We start from the raw sequence: 18453 nt of genomic DNA, 5'->3' as shown, positions 1-18453 counted from the left end.
GGTTACTGATTGAGTTGTCTTTTAGTTTTGGTTGTGGCTACGTGATTGGCAGGATCGTCCGGCCAAACGTGCTTAGGATAACGACCTTTCATCTCTTTTTTAACTTCTTGGTACGCTCCTGACCAAAAACTTGCAAGATTACTGGTTCTTTGAAGTGGGCGTTGTGCAGGAGATAACAATTCTAATAACACGATTTTTCGACCAGTGCCACCGTTGGGGAGCCCTGCTCGCCAAACACTTCTTGCATTCGCACCGACAGCAACGGCTCATGTCCAACTTGATAAATGATTTTCTTTGAGTTGCCCGTTGGTAGTTGAAAATGCGTTGGCAGCCAAGCATCAATCTCTTGATTCAGTGGCCAGCCTAAATACGCTGATAAGGCTTGAGCAATGTTGACTTGCTTTAACGCTTTAGCGGAATGAACACCCACTAAATACGGCTCTAACCATTGCTCCAAGTTTGCTAATAACGCGGCTTCATCAAATGCAGGCCAATCTTGTTCCGGAAGCCATTCTATTGCGCAGCGAACGCGCGCCAATAGCTCAAGCGCTTCCTGATTCCAATTAAGTGCCTCTAAACCTTGGCGACGTATATAGTTAAGCAATGCTTCGGTAATTTTATCTGCAGAGGGCGCAGCCATATCTTGGGCTTCAACAACCAATCCTTGCCAATAGACTCTCTGCTGAGCGATTAACTTGCCACGCTTATCATCCCAATCAGCTACCTCTCGTGTGACAAATTTAGCCGGCAAGATATCGCGTAATTGGTAGATATCAACCTCGCACGCTAAATGAATAAATGCTGCGTCACCATGGCTACGCATCAAATCAAGCGCAACCACATAATCGCAATCGGCCATCGGCTCATCAAGACGAAACTCTGCGCCATGGCCATTTGCTAAGACGAAACTTGAATTTCTTGCCCGGCGCTGCGCAAGGCGATCCGGGTAAGCGAGTGCCAACAGCAATGGCGCAACACCTTCATCCACTTTATTGAGTTCAAAGCGCAGTTTGAGCTTGTTGGCTAGACTCTGTGCACGAGCTAACACCACTTTTTGCTTACTATGTTTACCCAGAACTAAGCGCTGCACACTATGGGAGAAATCGACCACATTGCGTTCTGGCTCTTCAAGCAATGCGGCAATGGCGAGAGCTGTTGATTGCCAATTTGTATGTGTTAAAGCTTCCACCAGCATCGCACCAATACGTGGCTCCAGCCCCAATTGCTGCGCGCGTTGCCCTGATGGAGTGAGTTGAAACTTATTATCCAGCAAACCCAATGAAATCAGCAATTGTCGCGCTTGTGCCATAGCGCTCGCAGTCGGCACATCGAGCCACTTAAGCTCACCGACATCACTGCAACCCCATTGCGCTAATTCCATCGCTAGTGAAGATAGATCGGAATGCAAAATCTCGGCACTTGGCACATAAGGCTGCTGTTTTACTTGGCTTTCACTGTATAAGCGCACGCAAACGCCCGCTTCAATACGCCCGGCTCGTCCGGCGCGCTGCTCAGCCGAGGATTGGGCAATACGCACCTGCTCTAATTTGGTGATACCAGTTTTCAGGTCAAACTTAGCGATGCGCTCCAAACCACTGTCCACCACAAGGCGAATCCCTTCAATAGTCAGTGAGGTTTCCGCAATATTGGTCGCTAATACTACTTTACGCTTACCCGACTGTGGTGGCTGAATGGCGGCTTGTTGCTGGTTAAAATTAAGTTGCCCATATAAAGGACACACTTCGATATCGCCATTCAACCCATGCAGTCTTTCTTGCACCTGCAAAATACTGGCGACACCCGGTAAAAACGCCAGTAGTGAACCCTGTTCATTGCTCATCAACCACTCGATTTGCTTAACCATGGTTTCAACTAAGCGCTCATTCGGTTTGAGAGCTTGATAGCGAAATTCCACCGGGAAACTGCGCCCTTGCGACTCAACATAGAGTGCGTCCGGCATTAATACCGCCAACGCGTCTTGCTCTAAGGTTGCAGACATCACCACCAGTTTAAGATCGTCACGCAACGCTTCTTGAATTTCCAAACACAAAGCTAATCCCATATCGGCATGGATACTGCGCTCATGGAATTCATCAAAGATGATCAGATCCACGCCAGACAATTCTGGGTCAGATTGAATCATGCGGGTCATGATCCCTTCGGTCACAATTTCTAATTGCGTCTGCGCACTAACTTTGGTTTCACCTCGCACACGATAACCAACGCGTTGCCCCACTTCTTCACCTAATTGCTGCGCGAGATAACGAGCAATATTGCGCGCCGCTAAGCGACGAGGCTCAAGCATTATAATTTTGCCCGACACCATGCTCTGCTTCAAAAGCTGGAGTGGGAAATAAGTGGATTTACCAGCACCCGGGGCCGCTTTAAGGATCAGTTGAGTGTGGTCGCGTACGCCAGCAAGTAATGCGGGCATCACGCCTTCAATCGGCAATTGTGACAAGAGAAAAGCCTTATGGTGTAATGTTGCAAACATTGTACATAAAACCAGTCCTAAATGAAGTTTGAACCTTGCCTACAATCAGCTACTTTAATTAAACGCTACAAACGCTTTCTCGCCGACATTCAGCTAGACGACGGTAGCGAACGCACGATTCATTGTGCCAATACTGGTGCCATGACTGGTTGTGCAGATCCTGGTAACCGAGTTTGGTTTTCCACCTCAGACAACCCAAAACGAAAGTATCCAAACAGTTGGGAATTGAGCGAAACCCGTACTGGTGATCGTATATGCATTAATACCGCGCGTGCCAATCAACTTGCGGTTGAAGGCATTGAACACGGAGTGATTACAGAACTGCTTGGTTACGAGCAACTGCGTACTGAAGTGAAATATGGCAGCGAAAATAGTCGGATTGATATCTTGCTCAACGATTCAAACCGTCCCCCATGCTATATAGAGGTCAAAAGCGTCACGCTTTTAGATCAAGACAAACAGGGTCAGGGATATTTTCCAGATGCAGTGACCACGAGAGGTCAAAAACATCTGCGTGAACTCGCTGAAATGGTAAAAAGTGGGAATCGTTCAATACTTTTATTTATTGTTTTGCATTCAGGTATTGAAAAAGTTTCTCCTGCACACCATATAGACGCGGATTATTCACATTTACTGGAAAAAGCAATAGAACAAGGGGTGGAAGTGTTGTGCTACAAAGCCGACATATCCCACGGTGAGATTAGGCTCGCAAACGCTGTAGATTTCAGTTTTCTCGGCTAAAAAATGATGCGGTCTTCACATAGGCGCCAACTTTACTCAACAGTATTTGCCTCCTAAAGTTCTTTTTGCTATAGATACCCGCCTTAAATTTAGCTGCTCAAGCAGTTGACTAGGTGTTAGTAGGAGATACTGCATGCCAGAATCGAAGAAAAAAGCGCTAGGCATCCTAGCCATTGCAGGTGTTGAACCATACCAAGAGAAGCCAGGTGAAGAATACATGTCACCTGAGCAAATGGATCACTTTAGAAAGATTTTATCAGCTTGGCGCAACCAGCTACGCGAAGAAGTAGAGCGTACTGTGCACCACATGCAAGATGAAGCGGCAAACTTTCCTGATCCAGTTGACCGTGCTTCTCAAGAAGAAGAATTCAGCCTAGAACTGCGTAACCGTGACCGTGAGCGCCGTCTGATCAAGAAGATCGAAAAAACTCTAAACAAACTAGAGGATGATGATTTCGGCTTCTGTGAGTCATGTGGTGTTGAAATTGGTATCCGCCGTCTTGAGGCGCGTCCAACGGCAGATCTATGCATTGACTGTAAAACACTTGCAGAAATCAAAGAAAGACAGATGCAAGGCTAATTGTTTGCAGATGACTAACGAAAAGGGAGCGTATATGCTCCCTTTTTGGTTTCCTTCGTTTTAATTTTTTACTTGGTCGCTTTATGTATATTGGTCGTTTTGCACCGTCTCCCTCTGGACCGCTGCATTTTGGTTCATTAGTCGCAGCCTTAGGCAGTTATTTTCAAGCCAAAGCCAATCACGGTCAGTGGTTGGTGCGAATTGAAGATATTGACCCACCAAGAGAAATGCCAGGTGCATCAGCGCTCATTCTGCGTACGTTAGAAGCCTACCAATTAGAATGGGACGGCGAAGTGGTGTATCAAAGCCAACGCCATCAACTCTATCAAGACCAAATAGAGTCATGGCTAACGTCAGGCCAAGCCTACTACTGCCAATGCAGCCGTAAAGAGATCAAACAAAGTGGTGGGTTTTATCTCGGCACCTGTCGCGACAAACATCTAAGTGGCGACAATCCATGCGCAACTCGTTTACGTATGACTCACCCAGTGTATGAGTTCGTTGACCAAAAACACGGCCTACTCACTATTCCCAAAGCGCTCGCTGATGAAGATTTTATTATCAAACGTCGTGATGGTTTATTTGCCTATAACCTTGCCGTAGTCTTAGATGATATTGACCAAGGGGTGACAGAAGTCGTTCGTGGCGCAGATTTAATTGAGCCAACCGGTCGCCAAATCAGTCTGTACCAAATGCTCGAACAAACACCGGTAACGTATTTACATTTACCCTTGGCTTTAGGTGATAACGGTTTAAAACTCTCTAAGCAAAATCATGCACCTGCGATTGATATCGAGAATCCTAAACCAGCTTTAATCGAAGCTATGCACTTTTTAGGCTTTGAAATGGATAAGGCAATTTGTGATGCTTCTTTAGCCGAAATCATCGCTTGGGGAGAGCAGAATTGGCATCTAGATCAACTGCCAAACACAACAGAGATCACACCAAGATTCTCAAAACGCCCTCGGTAAGCTATTATTAGCCGCAAATTTGCCCTAAGGCCTCAAAATTTAAATGGAAGCGAAGTCGGTTTAAGCGCCGCATTTCGCTAGATGCACATGAATAGAAATGACTATACACCAAGCGAGCCAATTAGTTGTCCCGAGCTCGCTCTTAACATTCTAACTCGCCAAGAGCACAATATTTCGCGCAAGCAGATCAGCGATAATGCACTGAAAGTGCTATACCGTCTGCACGGTGCGGGCTTTGATGCCTATCTGGTAGGGGGCGGTGTACGCGATCTATTGTTAGGCCAAAACCCAAAAGATTTTGATATTGCGACTAACGCAACTCCTGAGCAAATACGTCAGCTATTTAAAAACTGCCGCCTGATCGGACGCCGCTTCCGTTTGGCTCACATTATGTTTGGCCGTGATATCGTCGAAGTTGCGACTTTCCGTGGTCACCACCAAGAGCCAAGCAAAAATGTGTCAATGCAGTCAAAAGAAGGCATGCTATTACGTGACAACGTGTATGGCACTATAGATGAAGACGCTGAGCGCCGAGACTTCACCATTAACGCGATGTACTACAACATCGCTAACTATGCGATCCATGATTACGCAGGTGGTATTGAAGACCTCGAAGACAAGCTAATCCGCTTAATTGGCGATCCGGAAACTCGTTACCGTGAAGATCCAGTACGTATGCTGCGTGCGGTTCGCTTTGCGGTAAAACTCGATTTTGATATCGAAGAAGATACAGCTGCGCCAATTGAAGATTTGTCGCACCTACTAAAAGAAATTCCGTCAGCGCGATTATATGAAGAATCGCTAAAAATGCTGCAAACAGGCTACGGTTTGGAAACCTACCACCTAATGCGTGAGTACAATCTATTCCAACAACTGTTCCCTGCACTATCGGAATTCTTCACCGACAGCTACGACTCTAAAGCTGAGCAAATGCTCGATCTTGTGTTGGACTCAACTGACCAACGCATTGACGAAGGCAAACGCATTAACCCTGCGTTTATGTTCGCCGCTATGCTGTGGTACCCACTGCAAGCTAGAGCCGATGAGCTAATGGAATCACGCAACTTATGTCACTACGATGCGGTCATGGAAGCAAGTAACGATATTCTTGATGATCAAGTACGTACGATTGCGATTCCGCGTCGCCATACGGCAACCATTCGTGAGATTTGGCAGCTACAAATGCGTCTACCTCGCCGTAATGGCAAGCGTGCTTTCCGTCTTATGGAGCTCAATAAGTTCCGTGCGGGCTTTGACTTCCTAGAGATGCGTGGCGAGATCGAAGGTGGCGAAACAGAACAACTGGCTAAATGGTGGCACACTTTCCAAAACGCAGGCCGCAATATGCGTCAAGCGATGGTGAATGATCTCGATAGCGCAACACCAAGCCGACCAAGTTCTCGTCGTCGCAAGCCAAGTAATAAAAAACGCAGCTTCCGTAAGAGTAAAAGTGAATCATGATTACTGCTTACATTGCCGTAGGCAGTAACCTTGCCGACCCGGTTGCTCAGGCAAATGCCGCAATCAATGCATTAAAGTTGCTACCGAAATCAGAGTTTATACTGGCCTCAAAGTTGTACAGTAGTACACCAATGGGGCCGCAAAATCAGCCTGATTATATTAATGCCGTAGTCGCCATTAAAACCGAATTAACGCCTCTGGAACTGCTCGATTGCACCCAAGCAATTGAATTAGATCAAGGGCGTGTCCGTAAAGACGAACGCTGGGGACCAAGAACCCTAGATCTCGATATCGTCCTTTACGGCAATGAAGTGATCGATTCCGAGCGTCTCGTGGTTCCACATTACGGAATGCATGAAAGAGAATTCGTTCTTTACCCGCTGGCGGAAATCGCACCAAATTTAACTCTCCCTGATGGGACTGAGCTTACGACTCTACTGACCAAAGTCGATCGTAATGGGCTCAGCGTGTGGCAATCATAGCCAGATCCTTGTAAGGAAAAAAAATGAAAAAAATTACCATCAACGACCTAATGAAGTGGAAACAAGAAGGTCGTAAATTTGCATCATCGACTGCTTATGATGCTAGCTTTGCACAACTGTTTGAACAACAAGAGATGCCGGTTCTACTTGTTGGCGATTCACTTGGCATGGTGTTACAAGGTGAATCAAGCACGCTACCCGTTACTGTTGATGACATTGCTTACCACACGCGCTGTGTGCGCGCAGGAAGCCCAAACAGCCTATTGATGGCTGATATGCCATTTATGAGCTACGCAACGCCAGAGCAAGCGTGTGAGAACGCAGGTAAGCTTATGCGCGCTGGTGCTAACATGGTTAAAATTGAAGGCGGCGATTGGTTAGTTGATACCGTTAAGATGTTGACTGAACGCGCGGTGCCAGTTTGTGCACACCTAGGTCTAACACCACAATCCGTTAATATCTTTGGTGGCTTTAAAGTTCAAGGCCGTGAACAAGATAAAGCAGATCGCATGGTTCGCGATGCTCTAGCGCTACAAGAAGCTGGTGCACAAATCGTGTTACTTGAGTGTGTACCTCAAGAGCTTGCTGCTCGCATCACTGAAGTTCTGGATGTTCCTGTGATCGGTATCGGTACGGGTAACGTGACGGATGGTCAAATTCTAGTTATGCACGATATGTTCGGTATTTCAGCGAACTATATGCCAAAATTCTCAAAGAACTTCTTGGCTGAAACAGGTGACATGCGTGCTGCGGTAACTAAATACATCGAAGACGTAGCAACAGGTGCGTTCCCTGATGAAGCACACACGATCGCATAAAGGAGCTACGCATGCAGACATTTACTGAAATAACCGCTCTTCGCGATCAAATTAAACAGTTCAAACGTGAAGGTCGCAAGATTGCGTTTGTTCCAACTATGGGTAACCTACACGACGGTCACCTAACTCTCGTGCGTAAGGCGCATGAACTTGCCGATATTGTCGTGGTGAGCATTTTTGTTAACCCAATGCAATTTGAGCGAGCGGACGACCTTAACAACTACCCACGCACGCTTGAAGACGATCTCAACAAACTTAATGGTGAAGGTGTCGAACTCGTATTCACACCAACACCTGAGATCATCTACCCTGAAGGCTTAGACAAACAAACTTTTGTTGAAGTCCCTGGTCTATCAAGCATGCTTGAAGGTGCCTCTCGTCCTGGTCATTTCCGTGGCGTATCGACCATCGTGACTAAGCTATTCAACATCGTACAGCCTGAAGTGGCATGTTTCGGCGAGAAAGATTTCCAACAGCTTGCGATCATTCGCAAAATGGTGGAAGACATGGCGATGGATATCGAAATCGTTGGCGTACCAACTGTACGTGAGATGGATGGCCTAGCAATGAGTTCTCGCAACGGTCTTTTGACTTTGGATGAGCGTCAGCGTGCACCTGTTCTAGCTCGTACCATGCGTTGGATCAGTAGCGCAATTCGTGGCGGCCGCGATGATTACCCATCAATCATTGAAGACGCCAGCGACCAGCTACGCGCAGCGGGTCTTCAACCGGATGAGATCTTTATTCGCGATGCTCGCACGCTGCTGCCAGTGAGTGCTGATACCACTCAAGCGGTGATCCTAATGTCAGCATTCTTAGGTAAAGCCCGCCTTATCGACAACCAAACGGTTGATATGGTCACTGAAACCAAAGAAGAAACGGCCGAAGAAAACTCACAAGAGGGTTGAGACGCAAAATCTTAACTCGCTTCGCTTCAAGAACAAAAAAGGTTGGCAATGGCCAACCTTTTTCATATGCATAACCTTAAATGATGCTCAGCTCATTTTCGTGCAAAGCGTTACCTGATATTACGAACGCAAGCCAATCCCTTTGGTCACCAAATAATGCGCAACGGCATAGAGTGCAATAACAAATGCAATCAGCACAGCGAATGAAGTGCCAATGCCCACATCAGATACACCTAAAAAGCCATAACGAAAAGCATTAACCATGTAGACGATCGGATTGATTTTCGACACGCCTTGCCAGAACTCAGGTAAAAGACTGATTGAGTAAAATACCCCACCAAGATAGGTCAGCGGCGTTAGAACAAACGTCGGGATAATCGAGATATCATCAAAAGTCTTCGCATAAACCGCATTGATTAAACCACCGAGTGAGAACACTACCGAGGTCAAAAATACCGTGGCGATAATAATCCCCCAGTGATCCACTTGCAGATCAACAAACAGCAACGAAACACAGGTAACGATAGATCCAACCAAAAGACCACGCACTACCCCGCCCATCACAAAGCCAAGAATAATCACATAGTTTGGCACTGGAGCTACTAATAGTTCTTCAATATTGCGCTGGAACTTAGAGCTAAAAAATGATGAAGCCACGTTAGAATATGAGTTCGTGATCACCGACATCATGATCAAGCCCGGCACAATATATTCCATGTAGCTAAAGCCGTTCATATCACCAATACGAGAGCCAATCAGGCTACCGAAGATAATAAAATACAGCGTCATGGTGATCGCTGGCGGCACTAAGGTTTGCACCCAGATACGAGTAAAACGGTTAATTTCTTTGGTCAACAAACTACAAAATGCAGTCCAATAGAGTTGGTACATTAGCCTTCTCCTCGCGTTTGTTGCTTCACGATACTAACAAAGAGCTCTTCCAAGCGATTGGCTTTATTGCGCATCGACATCACTTGAATACCGCTTTGTGTTAACTGGCTAAACACCGGATTCAAACCCTGAGTTTTCTCGACTTCAATCTCTAATGAACCATTAACTAGACGCTGAGAGACCACTCGATCAAGCTGTGGGACTTCCCCTTCGCCCTCAATATCGAGAATAAACGTCTCAACGTGCAATTTAGACAGCAGCGATTTCATCGAGGTGTTCTCAATCAACTCACCGCGATTAATGATGCCGATATTACGACACAGCATCTCAGCCTCTTCTAAATAGTGAGTGGTCAAAATGATGGTAATGCCCTGCTCTTGGTTGATTTCTTTTAGGAACTCCCACATTGAGCGGCGCAGTTCGATATCAACCCCAGCAGTTGGCTCATCGAGGATCAAAAGCTGAGGTTCATGCATTAATGCACGTGCAATCATTAAACGACGCTTCATACCACCAGATAGATTTCGTGCACGTTCTTTGCGTTTTTCCCACAAATCGAGCTTAGTTAGGTACTTTTCAGCCCGTTCTTTCGCCAGAGCTTTAGATACACCATAGTAACCCGCTTGCTGCATCACAATCTGTTCAACCGTTTCAAACTGGTTGAAATTAAACTCTTGAGGTACCAAACCTAGATTTTGCTTCGCCAGTTCAAGCTGAGTATCAATATCAAAACCAAAGACTTTAACCATGCCCGAAGTTTTGTTGACTAAAGATGAGATCACCCCAATGGTGGTCGATTTACCCGCCCCGTTTGGACCAAGCAATGCGTAGAAATCCCCTTTCTTCACATTGAGGCTAATTCCTTTTAACGCCTCAAAACCGCCTGCGTAGGTTTTACGCAATTGGTCTATTTCTAATGCGTACATAATTTCTCATTCTATTGGTCGCAACACTGATTCGATAGCGACTGGTTTACTCTGTTGAAAATAAGTTTATCGTCGAGTGACGATGATTACAATTAAACCTTTCGGTTTTTTTCGAAATATAGCTTGTTATGGTTTTGATTGGAGGCTAGCAATACAAACAAAAAAGCCGCAAACAATCGTCGCGGCATTTTTGTCACAGCCAGTTTAATCAAAGCATAGTGAGCACTTAGCGAGTGATTACCCTCTAGATGGAATACGCGTGTAACTCATCAACCTCAGCCGACTTATCGACTTGTTTAATCGCAGCACGTAATGCTTCATAGCGAAAAGCGTACGTATTCTCAATGGGCACCAAATCTAAAATGTGGAACTTCTCTAATTGCTGCCAAATCTGTTTATTTGGACAAAGCAAATAAACCGCACAGTTGGCATCGAGCGCATCATTAATCGCGTTTTCTAGCGCCAAACCAACAGTGACATCAATCATTGGCACATCCGTCAAATCGAGGATCATCGCTTCATAGTCGGAAATACTTGAATGCTGACGAGAAATCGCCTTAGAAACACTAAAAATCATCGGGCCAGAGAGATAAAAGAACAGCACTTTACCATTGGCTTGATCGAGCAATCCACGCTCACTTTCCGTTAATGGCACATCATCCTCATCGGCATCACTGATCGCTTTCACATGGCGTGACTGCACTCGGCTTAAACGCTCAATGATTATAATATTGGAGATAAAAACCCCTAGACCTACGGCTGCAATCAAGTCAACAAACACCGTCAACATCATCACCCCATACATGATCGCCATCCCCTGCACACTCACTTTGTGCGCACGTTGAATAAAACTCCAGTCGAGAATATTAAAACCAACATAGACGGCAATACCCGCCAAAACGGCCATTGGAATAGGCTCTGTCAGACCACCTGCCACCAGCACGACCAAAGCGAGCATTAAAGCACGAACAACGCCAGAAAGCGGCGAACGCGCACCAACTTGAATATTGGTCACCGTCCCCATGGTTGCCCCTGCACCGGGTAGCGCGCCAAATAGACCAGCGAACATATTGGCCAAGCCTTGCCCTCGCAGCTCTTTGTCTGAATCGTGCTCTTTACGTGTCAGCGAGTCACCAATAACCGCAGTAAGTAACGTATCAATACAACCTAGCGTACCGAGCACTAAAGCATCGATCACCATGGTGGTAAACATTTCAGGATTGATATGCGGTATCACAAGGCTCGGTAAGCCTGCAGGGATGTCACCGATACGACGAATCGAATCACTATCAAACAAAATGGTAGACAGTAAGGTAACGGCGACCAGAGCGACTAATTGTGCAGGGACGTATTTTCGATATTTCTCAGGAAAGAAAAACAAAATACCTAACGTTAGGGCGCCTAAGAATAACTCACCGAACTTTATATTAGCGATAAGCTCCGGCAGCGCCTTTAAGGTGCCAATCACACCACCAGAAGGAGCAGCATGCCCTAGTAACGGGGAGATTTGTAAAATAATTAATATCACGCCAATTCCCGACATAAAGCCGGAAATCACGCTGTATGGCATTAAAGTAACGTATTTTCCTAACTTTAATGTGCCGAGTAATATCTGAAAAGCACCGGCCATCATTACAACGGTAAAGGTCATTGCCATAGCCGTTTCAGGGTATTTGGCCATCATGCTAGTTAATACTGCGGTCATGATCACCGTCATTGGGCCTGTTGGCTCGGAAATCAGCGTGGAAGATCCACCAAATAACGCCGCAAATAGGCCGACCATAATTGCGCCCCACAAGCCAGCTTCAGCGCCAGCCCCCGAGGCAACACCAAATGCAAGAGCCAGTGGCAGTGAGATGATCGCAGTGGTGACACCACCAAAAATATCCCCTTTCAGGTTGATGTCTTTAAAGCGCTTTCCAAACAACATATTACTCCCTGAAATATGTGAAAAGTGTCGCTGTACTGTAACAAAGTTTTTGCATCACTTTAAAGGGCAAACTAACCCTCGCTAAATGTTTGACACATCTCGTTGCATATTTAGGAGCAAAGTTGCTGAGTTTTCCCGCAATAACACGTCAGATGAGTGACTTTTGCTCGAATTTTATCGAGCTTGCGTTTGTAACATTGTGTATATTGTCGCCAAGAAACTTTAGGGATATAAGTCACGTCTATGCCAAAGATTAAACAGCTATTTGATAACAACTCGAAATGGTCTGAAGAGATCAAGTCCGAGCGTCCGGAATATTTCACCAAACTAGCCCAAGGGCAAAAGCCAGACTTTTTGTGGATTGGCTGCTCTGATAGCCGAGTTCCAGCTGAACGCCTCACCGGGCTTTTTTCAGGTGAGTTATTTGTTCATCGCAATGTAGCCAACTTGGTAATTCACACCGACCTAAATTGCCTTTCTGTCGTTCAGTACGCCGTCGATGTACTGAAGGTAAAACACATTATAATTTGTGGACACTACGACTGTGGTGGCGTTAATGCGGCAATCAAAAATCCAAACTTGGGCCTTATCAACAACTGGCTACTGCACATTCGTGACATTCATTTCAAACATCGCAACTATATCGAAAATATGGCGGAAGATGAGCGTGGTGATAAGCTTGCTGAGCTCAACGTTGCCGAGCAAGTATATAACCTTGGTAATTCAACCATTATGCAGAATGCGTGGGAACGTGGTCAGGAAGTGGAGATCCACGGTGTCGTTTACGGTATCGAAGATGGCCGTTTGGAATACTTGGGCATTCGCTCTCACTCAATCGAAACGGTTGAAGCGTCTTACCAAACTGCTTTAGAGAAAATACTTAACCCAGAACATAAACTACTTTGTCGCTAAACTTCTGCGGGACACTAAAGCTTGAGAAATTGAAGCTTAAATAGCAAAAACCCATCGCATGCGATGGGTTTTTCGTATCATTCGAGACAAGAGCAAGCGCTTACTCTTGTGGTACAACTTTACCGATAAATGGTAAATGACGGTATTTCTGCGCGTAGTCGATACCTACACCAACCACAAATTCATCAGGAATTTCAAAGCCTACCCATTTAACAGGTACATTAACTTCACGACGAGAAGGTTTGTCTAGTAGCGTACAGATCTCAATAGATTTTGGTTCACGTAGTGCCAGAATCTCTTTTACTTTCGCCAAGGTGTTACCCGTGTCGATAATATCTTCCACTAGCAGTACGTCTTTGCCTTTGATGTCATCATCTAGGTCTTTCAAGATACGTACATCACGTGAGCTTTCCATCGTGTTGCCGTAGCTCGATGCGGTCATAAAATCAACTTGGTGTGTCAGAGTAATGCTGCGAGCCAGATCCGCCATAAATACAAAAGAGCCACGTAGCAGTCCTACCATCACTAGATCTTCACTACCTTGGTAGTGTTCAGTGATCTGTTTACCTAGTTCGCGTACACGCTCCTGAACTTCCTGCTCAGAAATCATTACTTCTACTGTGTGTTTCATACCATTCTCGTTTGTTATTTCAGCATCCAAGTAATTGTAGTTTAGACACTGAGATAGAAATTTTTGAGCACGTAGTTTAGCACTGCAGGCTAATCAGGAAAAACTTTAAGCGACAAGTTTTCATTCAACCTAATAAACAATATGACATCTCGCACGTTGCGAATAAAAGTGATTACTAATTGTACTGTACATATTGACCACTTTCATATGCACCATTACACTCATGAACGCGTTATACAATTAATAGAATAATTAATAGGGCAAAGCCCATTCTGTACCTCACACTGTCTCATCTTTTGATGCTGTTTATCGATTCGCCGTGAAGAAAACAGCGATGTACAAAAGGTATCGGACACACGGAAGGTATCAACTCTATTGGCAAGGATAAAACTATGGATTCAATTGCGAAAAGACCAAGAACCCGTCTTTCACCCACAAAGCGCAAGCAACAATTAATGGATATCTCTCTTGAGGTATTTGCTCGTCGAGGTATTGGTCGTGGCGGACATGCCGATATTGCTGAAATCGCACAGGTTTCAGTGGCAACGGTATTTAACTATTTCCCAACTCGTGAAGATTTGGTCGATGATGTACTGACCTACGTTGTCCGCCAGTTCTCCAACTTCTTATCAGACAATATCGATCTTGATCTGCACGCTAAAGAAAACCTCGGCAACATCACTAACTCGATGATGACGTTAGTGGCTGAAGATTGTCACTGGCTAAAAGTCTGGTTTGAATGGAGCGCATCGACTCGTGAAGAAGTGTGGCCATTGTTTGTAACCACTAACCGAACCAACCAGCTACTGGTCAAAAACATGTTCGTGAAAGGCCAAGAACGTGGTGAAGTGTGTGATGAATATGATCCAGAAGATCTCGCCAACTTATTCCACGGTATTTGCTACTCGCTGTTTGTACAAGCAAACCGTACTACCGAGCATAATGATTTAGTTAAGTTGGCTGACACCTACTTAAACATGCTATGCATCTACAAGAAAGATTGATCACTGAACATTACTCAGTAATTACTCCATTTTTGACACAAAAAAACCGCTGCATTGCAGCGGTTTTTCATTGTAAGCTTTGAGAAGAATTATTTTTTCTTCTTCACTGCTTTTTTGTTTGGTAAGTCAGTGATAGAACCTTCAAACACTTCCGCAGCTAGACCAACAGACTCATGTAGCGTTGGGTGAGCGTGGATAGTGAGTGCGATATCTTCCGCATCACAACCCATCTCGATCGCTAGACCGATTTCACCGAGTAGTTCACCACCGTTAGTACCAACGATAGCACCACCGATAACGCGGTGAGTTTCTTTATCGAAGATTAGCTTAGTCATACCGTCTGCACAATCAGATGCGATTGCACGACCTGATGCTGCCCATGGGAATGTCGCCACTTCGTAGTTAATGCCTTCAGCTTTCGCTTCTTTCTCAGTCTTACCAACCCATGCCACTTCTGGCTCAGTGTAAGCAATTGAAGGAATCACTTTAGGGTCGAAGTAGTGTTTCTTACCAGAAATAACTTCAGCCGCTACGTGACCTTCATGCACACCTTTGTGCGCAAGCATTGGTTGGCCAACGATATCGCCGATTGCAAAGATATGCGGTACGTTAGTACGCATTTGCTTATCAACGTTGATGAAGCCACGCTCGTCGATTTCAAGACCTGCTTTTTCACCATCGATGAGTAGACCATTTGGTACACGACCGATAGCCACTAGAACTGCGTCGTAACGCTCAGCTTCTGCAGGCGCTTTTTTGCCTTCCATTGAAACGTAGATACCATCTTCTTTCGCTTCAACTGCAGTCACTTTTGTTTCTAGCATCAGGTTGAATTTCTTCTCGATGCGTTTAGTGAATACTTTAACGATGTCTTTATCCGCAGCAGGGATAACTTGGTCGAACATCTCTACCACATCCACTTTCGAACCTAGTGAGTGGTAAACCGTACCCATCTCTAGACCGATGATACCACCACCCATGATAAGCAGTTTTTCTGGTACTTCTTTCAGCTCAAGTGCGTCAGTTGAGTCCCAGATGCGTGGGTCTTCATGAGGAATGAATGGCAGTTTGATTGGACGAGAGCCCGCTGCAACGATAGCGTTATCGAAGCTAACGACTGTAGACTCACCTTCACCCTCAACTAGGATTGAGTTAGGGCCAGTGAACTTACCGTAACCGTTAACCACTGTTACGTTACGCATTTTCGCCATACCAGCTAGACCACCAGTCAGCTGATTAACAACTTTTTCTTTCCAGATACGGATTTTGCTGATGTCAGTTTGTGGTTCACCAAATACAACACCGTGCTCAGCCATCGCTTTTGCTTCTTCGATAACTTTAGATACGTGCAGTAGTGCTTTTGATGGGATACAACCTACGTTTAGACATACACCGCCAAGCGTGCTGTAACGCTCAACCAGTACTGTTTCAAGACCTAGGTCTGCACAACGGAAGGCAGCAGAGTAACCAGCAGGACCAGAACCAAGTACAACAACTTGGGCTTTAATTTCTTTGCTCATTTTGACCTCTTGTAGTCATTATCCCTAACAGGCTGAATGGGTATTGATGTGATGCGTTCAAACGTTATTTTTATGTTCAAAACCGCTTTTTCAGACCGTTAATATTTTACAGAGATGTTAACGATGTGAAAAGTAAATCAATTTAGCCTGTGAGCTAGACAGCAATTCGACCCTTCATGCTCTCATTTTAAGTACATGATTAATCAAATTGTCAGGTATTAGTGTTAAATGAGGCGGCAATAATGCCGCCTCTCGTTCGTCTATTCTAAATTAAAGAACAAGACGACGGATGTCTGATAGCGCACCATTTAGGAAAGTGATGAAACGCGCACCTTCCGCACCATCGATCACACGGTGGTCGTATGATAGAGATAGTGGAAGTTGTAGGCGAGCTTCAAACTCTTTACCGTTCCAAACAGGTTTCATTTCAGACTTAGATACACCAAGGATACCAACTTCTGGTGCATTTACGATTGGCGTAAATGCCGTACCGCCGATACCGCCTAGGCTAGAGATAGTGAAACAGCCACCTTGCATATCAGCCGCAGTCAGTTTACCTGCACGTGCTTTCTTCGATACTTCAGCAAGTTCGCGAGATAGCTCGTAGATGCCTTTCTTGTTCACGTCTTTAAATACAGGAACAACTAGACCGTTTGGTGTGTCTACTGCGATACCGATGTTCACGTATTTCTTCAGAATTAGGCTTTCACCGTCTTCTGATAGAGAAGAGTTGAACGCTGGGAATGCTTCTAGCGCTTTCGCTGCCGCTTTCATGATGAACACAAGTGGCGTGATCTTCATGCCAGTGTCGTTCTTCGCTTCAATCGCATTTTGCTCTTTACGGAACGCTTCTAGCTCAGTGATGTCTGCATTATCCCATTGAGTAACGTGCGGAATCATCACCCAGTTACGGTGTAGGTTTGCACCTGAGATCTTCTTAATGCGAGATAGTGGCTGAACTTCAGTTTCACCAAACTTGCTGAAGTCAACTTTTGGCCATGGTAGTAGACCAAGAGCTGCACCGTCGCCTTTACCAGATGCTGCCGCACCAGATTCAAGACGCTTAAGCGCTTCTTTCACGTAGTTTTGTACGTCTTCTTTCAGAATGCGGCTCTTACGACCAGAACCTTTAACCTTAGAAAGATTAACACCAAATTCACGTGCTAGACGACGAACCACTGGAGAAGCGTGAGCGTACTCGTTGTTCTCTTGGAAGTCGTTTGCTGTTGGTGCTGCTGCAGGAGCTTCAGCTTTTGGCGCGGCTGCTGGTGCTGCGGCTTGTGCTACTGGAGCTGCTGCTACTGGCGCCGCAACTGGTGCTGCACCTGCAACCGGAGTGCCGGCCACTTCAAATACCATGATGAGTGAGCCAGTTGACACTTTGTCGCCAGCTGCAATCTTGATCTCTTTAACAGTACCGGCAAATGGTGCTGGTACTTCCATTGAAGCTTTGTCGCCTTCAACAGTAATTAGAGATTGCTCTTCTTCTACTGTATCGCCAACTGCTACCATGATTTCAGTTACTTCAACTTCGTCGCCACCGATATCTGGAACGTTCACTTCTTTAACTGCAGATGCTGCTGGAGCCGCTGCTACTGGTGCTGCCGCTACAGGTGCCGCTACTGCGCCTGAACCTGCAACTTCAAATACCATGATTAGTGAGCCAGTTGATACTTTATCGCCTGCGGCTACTTTGATCTCTTTTAGTACGCCAGCGAATGGTGCTGGAACTTCCATAGAAGCTTTATCGCCTTCTACAGTAATTAGAGATTGTTCTTCTTCGATGTTGTCGCCAACTGCTACCATGATTTCAGTAACTTCAACTTCATCACCGCCGATATCTGGAACATGAACTTCTTTTAACTCAGCCGCTGCTGCCGCTGCAGGTGCAGCTACTGGAGCTGCCTCTGCTGCTGGAGCAGGTGCTGCAGCTGCAGCACCCTCAGCTTCGAAAATCATGATTAAAGAACCGGTAGAAACCTTGTCGCCTTCAGCAACTTTGATTTCTTTCACGATACCAGCTTGAGAAGCTGGAACTTCCATAGAAGCTTTATCGCCTTCTACAGTGATTAGAGACTGCTCTTCTTCAACCTTGTCGCCAACGCTTACAAGAATCTCAGTAACTTCAACCTCATCCGCACCGATGTCTGGTACATTAATTTCGATTGCCATTGCTTATCTACC

At 45.6% G+C, this 18453-nt stretch carries 15 protein-coding genes and 1 pseudogene; 9 read left to right on the top strand and 7 right to left on the bottom strand.

Annotated elements, in window-relative coordinates:
* Positions 1-2: 2 nt before the first annotated feature.
* Positions 3-2434: pseudogene (hrpB, locus tag Vt282_RS02295) on the bottom strand (ATP-dependent helicase HrpB).
* An 81-nt stretch (positions 2435-2515) separates the two neighbouring features.
* Here hrpB and sfsA point away from each other — a divergent pair.
* The 7 genes from sfsA to panC all read left to right on the top strand — a co-directional run bounded on the left by sfsA (position 2516) and on the right by panC (position 8455).
* Positions 2516-3235, top strand: coding sequence for a DNA/RNA nuclease SfsA (gene sfsA / locus Vt282_RS02290; protein ID WP_162062451.1), 720 nt, complete (start codon positions 2516-2518; stop codon positions 3233-3235).
* Positions 3236-3368: 133 nt separating this feature from the next.
* Positions 3369-3815, top strand: coding sequence for an RNA polymerase-binding protein DksA (gene dksA, locus Vt282_RS02285; protein ID WP_162047156.1), 447 nt, complete (start codon positions 3369-3371; stop codon positions 3813-3815).
* A gap of 83 nt (positions 3816-3898) precedes the next feature.
* Positions 3899-4786, top strand: coding sequence for a tRNA glutamyl-Q(34) synthetase GluQRS (gene gluQRS, locus Vt282_RS02280; protein WP_162062450.1), 888 nt, complete (start codon positions 3899-3901; stop codon positions 4784-4786).
* Between the two features lie 81 nt (positions 4787-4867).
* Positions 4868-6247, top strand: coding sequence for a polynucleotide adenylyltransferase PcnB (pcnB, locus tag Vt282_RS02275; RefSeq protein ID WP_162047158.1), 1380 nt, complete (start codon positions 4868-4870; stop codon positions 6245-6247).
* Positions 6244-6729 (top strand): 2-amino-4-hydroxy-6-hydroxymethyldihydropteridine diphosphokinase, encoded by a 486-nt coding sequence (gene folK / locus Vt282_RS02270; RefSeq protein WP_162062449.1) that lies wholly within the window; start codon positions 6244-6246, stop codon positions 6727-6729. The genes pcnB and folK overlap by 4 nt, the downstream gene beginning before the upstream one ends.
* 23 nt (positions 6730-6752) lie before the next feature.
* Positions 6753-7547, top strand: coding sequence for a 3-methyl-2-oxobutanoate hydroxymethyltransferase (gene panB, locus Vt282_RS02265; protein ID WP_162047160.1), 795 nt, complete (start codon positions 6753-6755; stop codon positions 7545-7547).
* An 11-nt stretch (positions 7548-7558) separates the two neighbouring features.
* Positions 7559-8455: a pantoate--beta-alanine ligase gene (gene panC / locus Vt282_RS02260; RefSeq protein WP_162062448.1), complete on the top strand. Its 897-nt coding sequence runs from the start codon at positions 7559-7561 to the stop codon at positions 8453-8455.
* Positions 8456-8575: 120 nt separating this feature from the next.
* Here panC and Vt282_RS02255 read toward each other — a convergent pair whose 3' ends face one another.
* From Vt282_RS02255 to Vt282_RS02245, 3 genes are all read right to left on the bottom strand, one after another.
* Positions 8576-9346 (bottom strand): ABC transporter permease, encoded by a 771-nt coding sequence (locus Vt282_RS02255; protein WP_162047162.1) that lies wholly within the window; start codon positions 9344-9346, stop codon positions 8576-8578.
* Positions 9346-10272 carry an ABC transporter ATP-binding protein gene (locus Vt282_RS02250; RefSeq protein WP_162062447.1) on the bottom strand — a complete coding sequence of 309 codons (927 nt, stop codon included), beginning with the start codon at positions 10270-10272 and terminating at the stop codon, positions 9346-9348. Before Vt282_RS02250 ends, Vt282_RS02255 begins: the two co-directional genes overlap by 1 nt.
* A gap of 244 nt (positions 10273-10516) precedes the next feature.
* Positions 10517-12202 (bottom strand): SulP family inorganic anion transporter, encoded by a 1686-nt coding sequence (locus Vt282_RS02245; RefSeq protein ID WP_162062446.1) that lies wholly within the window; start codon positions 12200-12202, stop codon positions 10517-10519.
* A 243-nt stretch (positions 12203-12445) separates the two neighbouring features.
* On the opposite strand from Vt282_RS02245, the gene can reads away from it, so the two are divergent.
* The gene (gene can, locus Vt282_RS02240; RefSeq protein WP_162047164.1) at positions 12446-13114 is read left to right on the top strand and encodes a carbonate dehydratase; all 669 of its coding nucleotides are present in this window, start codon (positions 12446-12448) and stop codon (positions 13112-13114) included.
* 100 nt (positions 13115-13214) lie between these two features.
* On the opposite strand, the gene hpt is transcribed toward can, so the two are convergent.
* Complete coding sequence (gene hpt, locus Vt282_RS02235) at positions 13215-13745, bottom strand: hypoxanthine phosphoribosyltransferase (RefSeq protein WP_162047165.1); 531 nt, start codon at positions 13743-13745, stop codon at positions 13215-13217.
* Positions 13746-14137: 392 nt separating this feature from the next.
* Between hpt and Vt282_RS02230 the strand changes: the two genes are divergently transcribed.
* Positions 14138-14749: a LuxR/HapR/OpaR family quorum-sensing transcriptional regulator gene (locus Vt282_RS02230; RefSeq protein WP_162062445.1), complete on the top strand. Its 612-nt coding sequence runs from the start codon at positions 14138-14140 to the stop codon at positions 14747-14749.
* Between the two features lie 89 nt (positions 14750-14838).
* Here Vt282_RS02230 and lpdA read toward each other — a convergent pair whose 3' ends face one another.
* Positions 14839-16269, bottom strand: coding sequence for a dihydrolipoyl dehydrogenase (gene lpdA, locus Vt282_RS02225; RefSeq protein WP_162047167.1), 1431 nt, complete (start codon positions 16267-16269; stop codon positions 14839-14841).
* 270 nt (positions 16270-16539) lie between these two features.
* On the bottom strand, positions 16540-18441 hold the full coding sequence (gene aceF, locus Vt282_RS02220; RefSeq protein ID WP_162062444.1) for a pyruvate dehydrogenase complex dihydrolipoyllysine-residue acetyltransferase: 1902 nt from the start codon (positions 18439-18441) through the stop codon (positions 16540-16542).
* Between the last annotated feature and the right edge of the window lie 12 nt (positions 18442-18453).

Source organism: Vibrio taketomensis (assembly GCF_009938165.1).
Taxonomy (GTDB): Bacteria; Pseudomonadota; Gammaproteobacteria; order Enterobacterales; family Vibrionaceae; genus Vibrio; species Vibrio taketomensis.
Note: the sequence above shows the minus strand (reverse complement) of the source record. Positions and strands in the feature narration are given on the sequence as shown.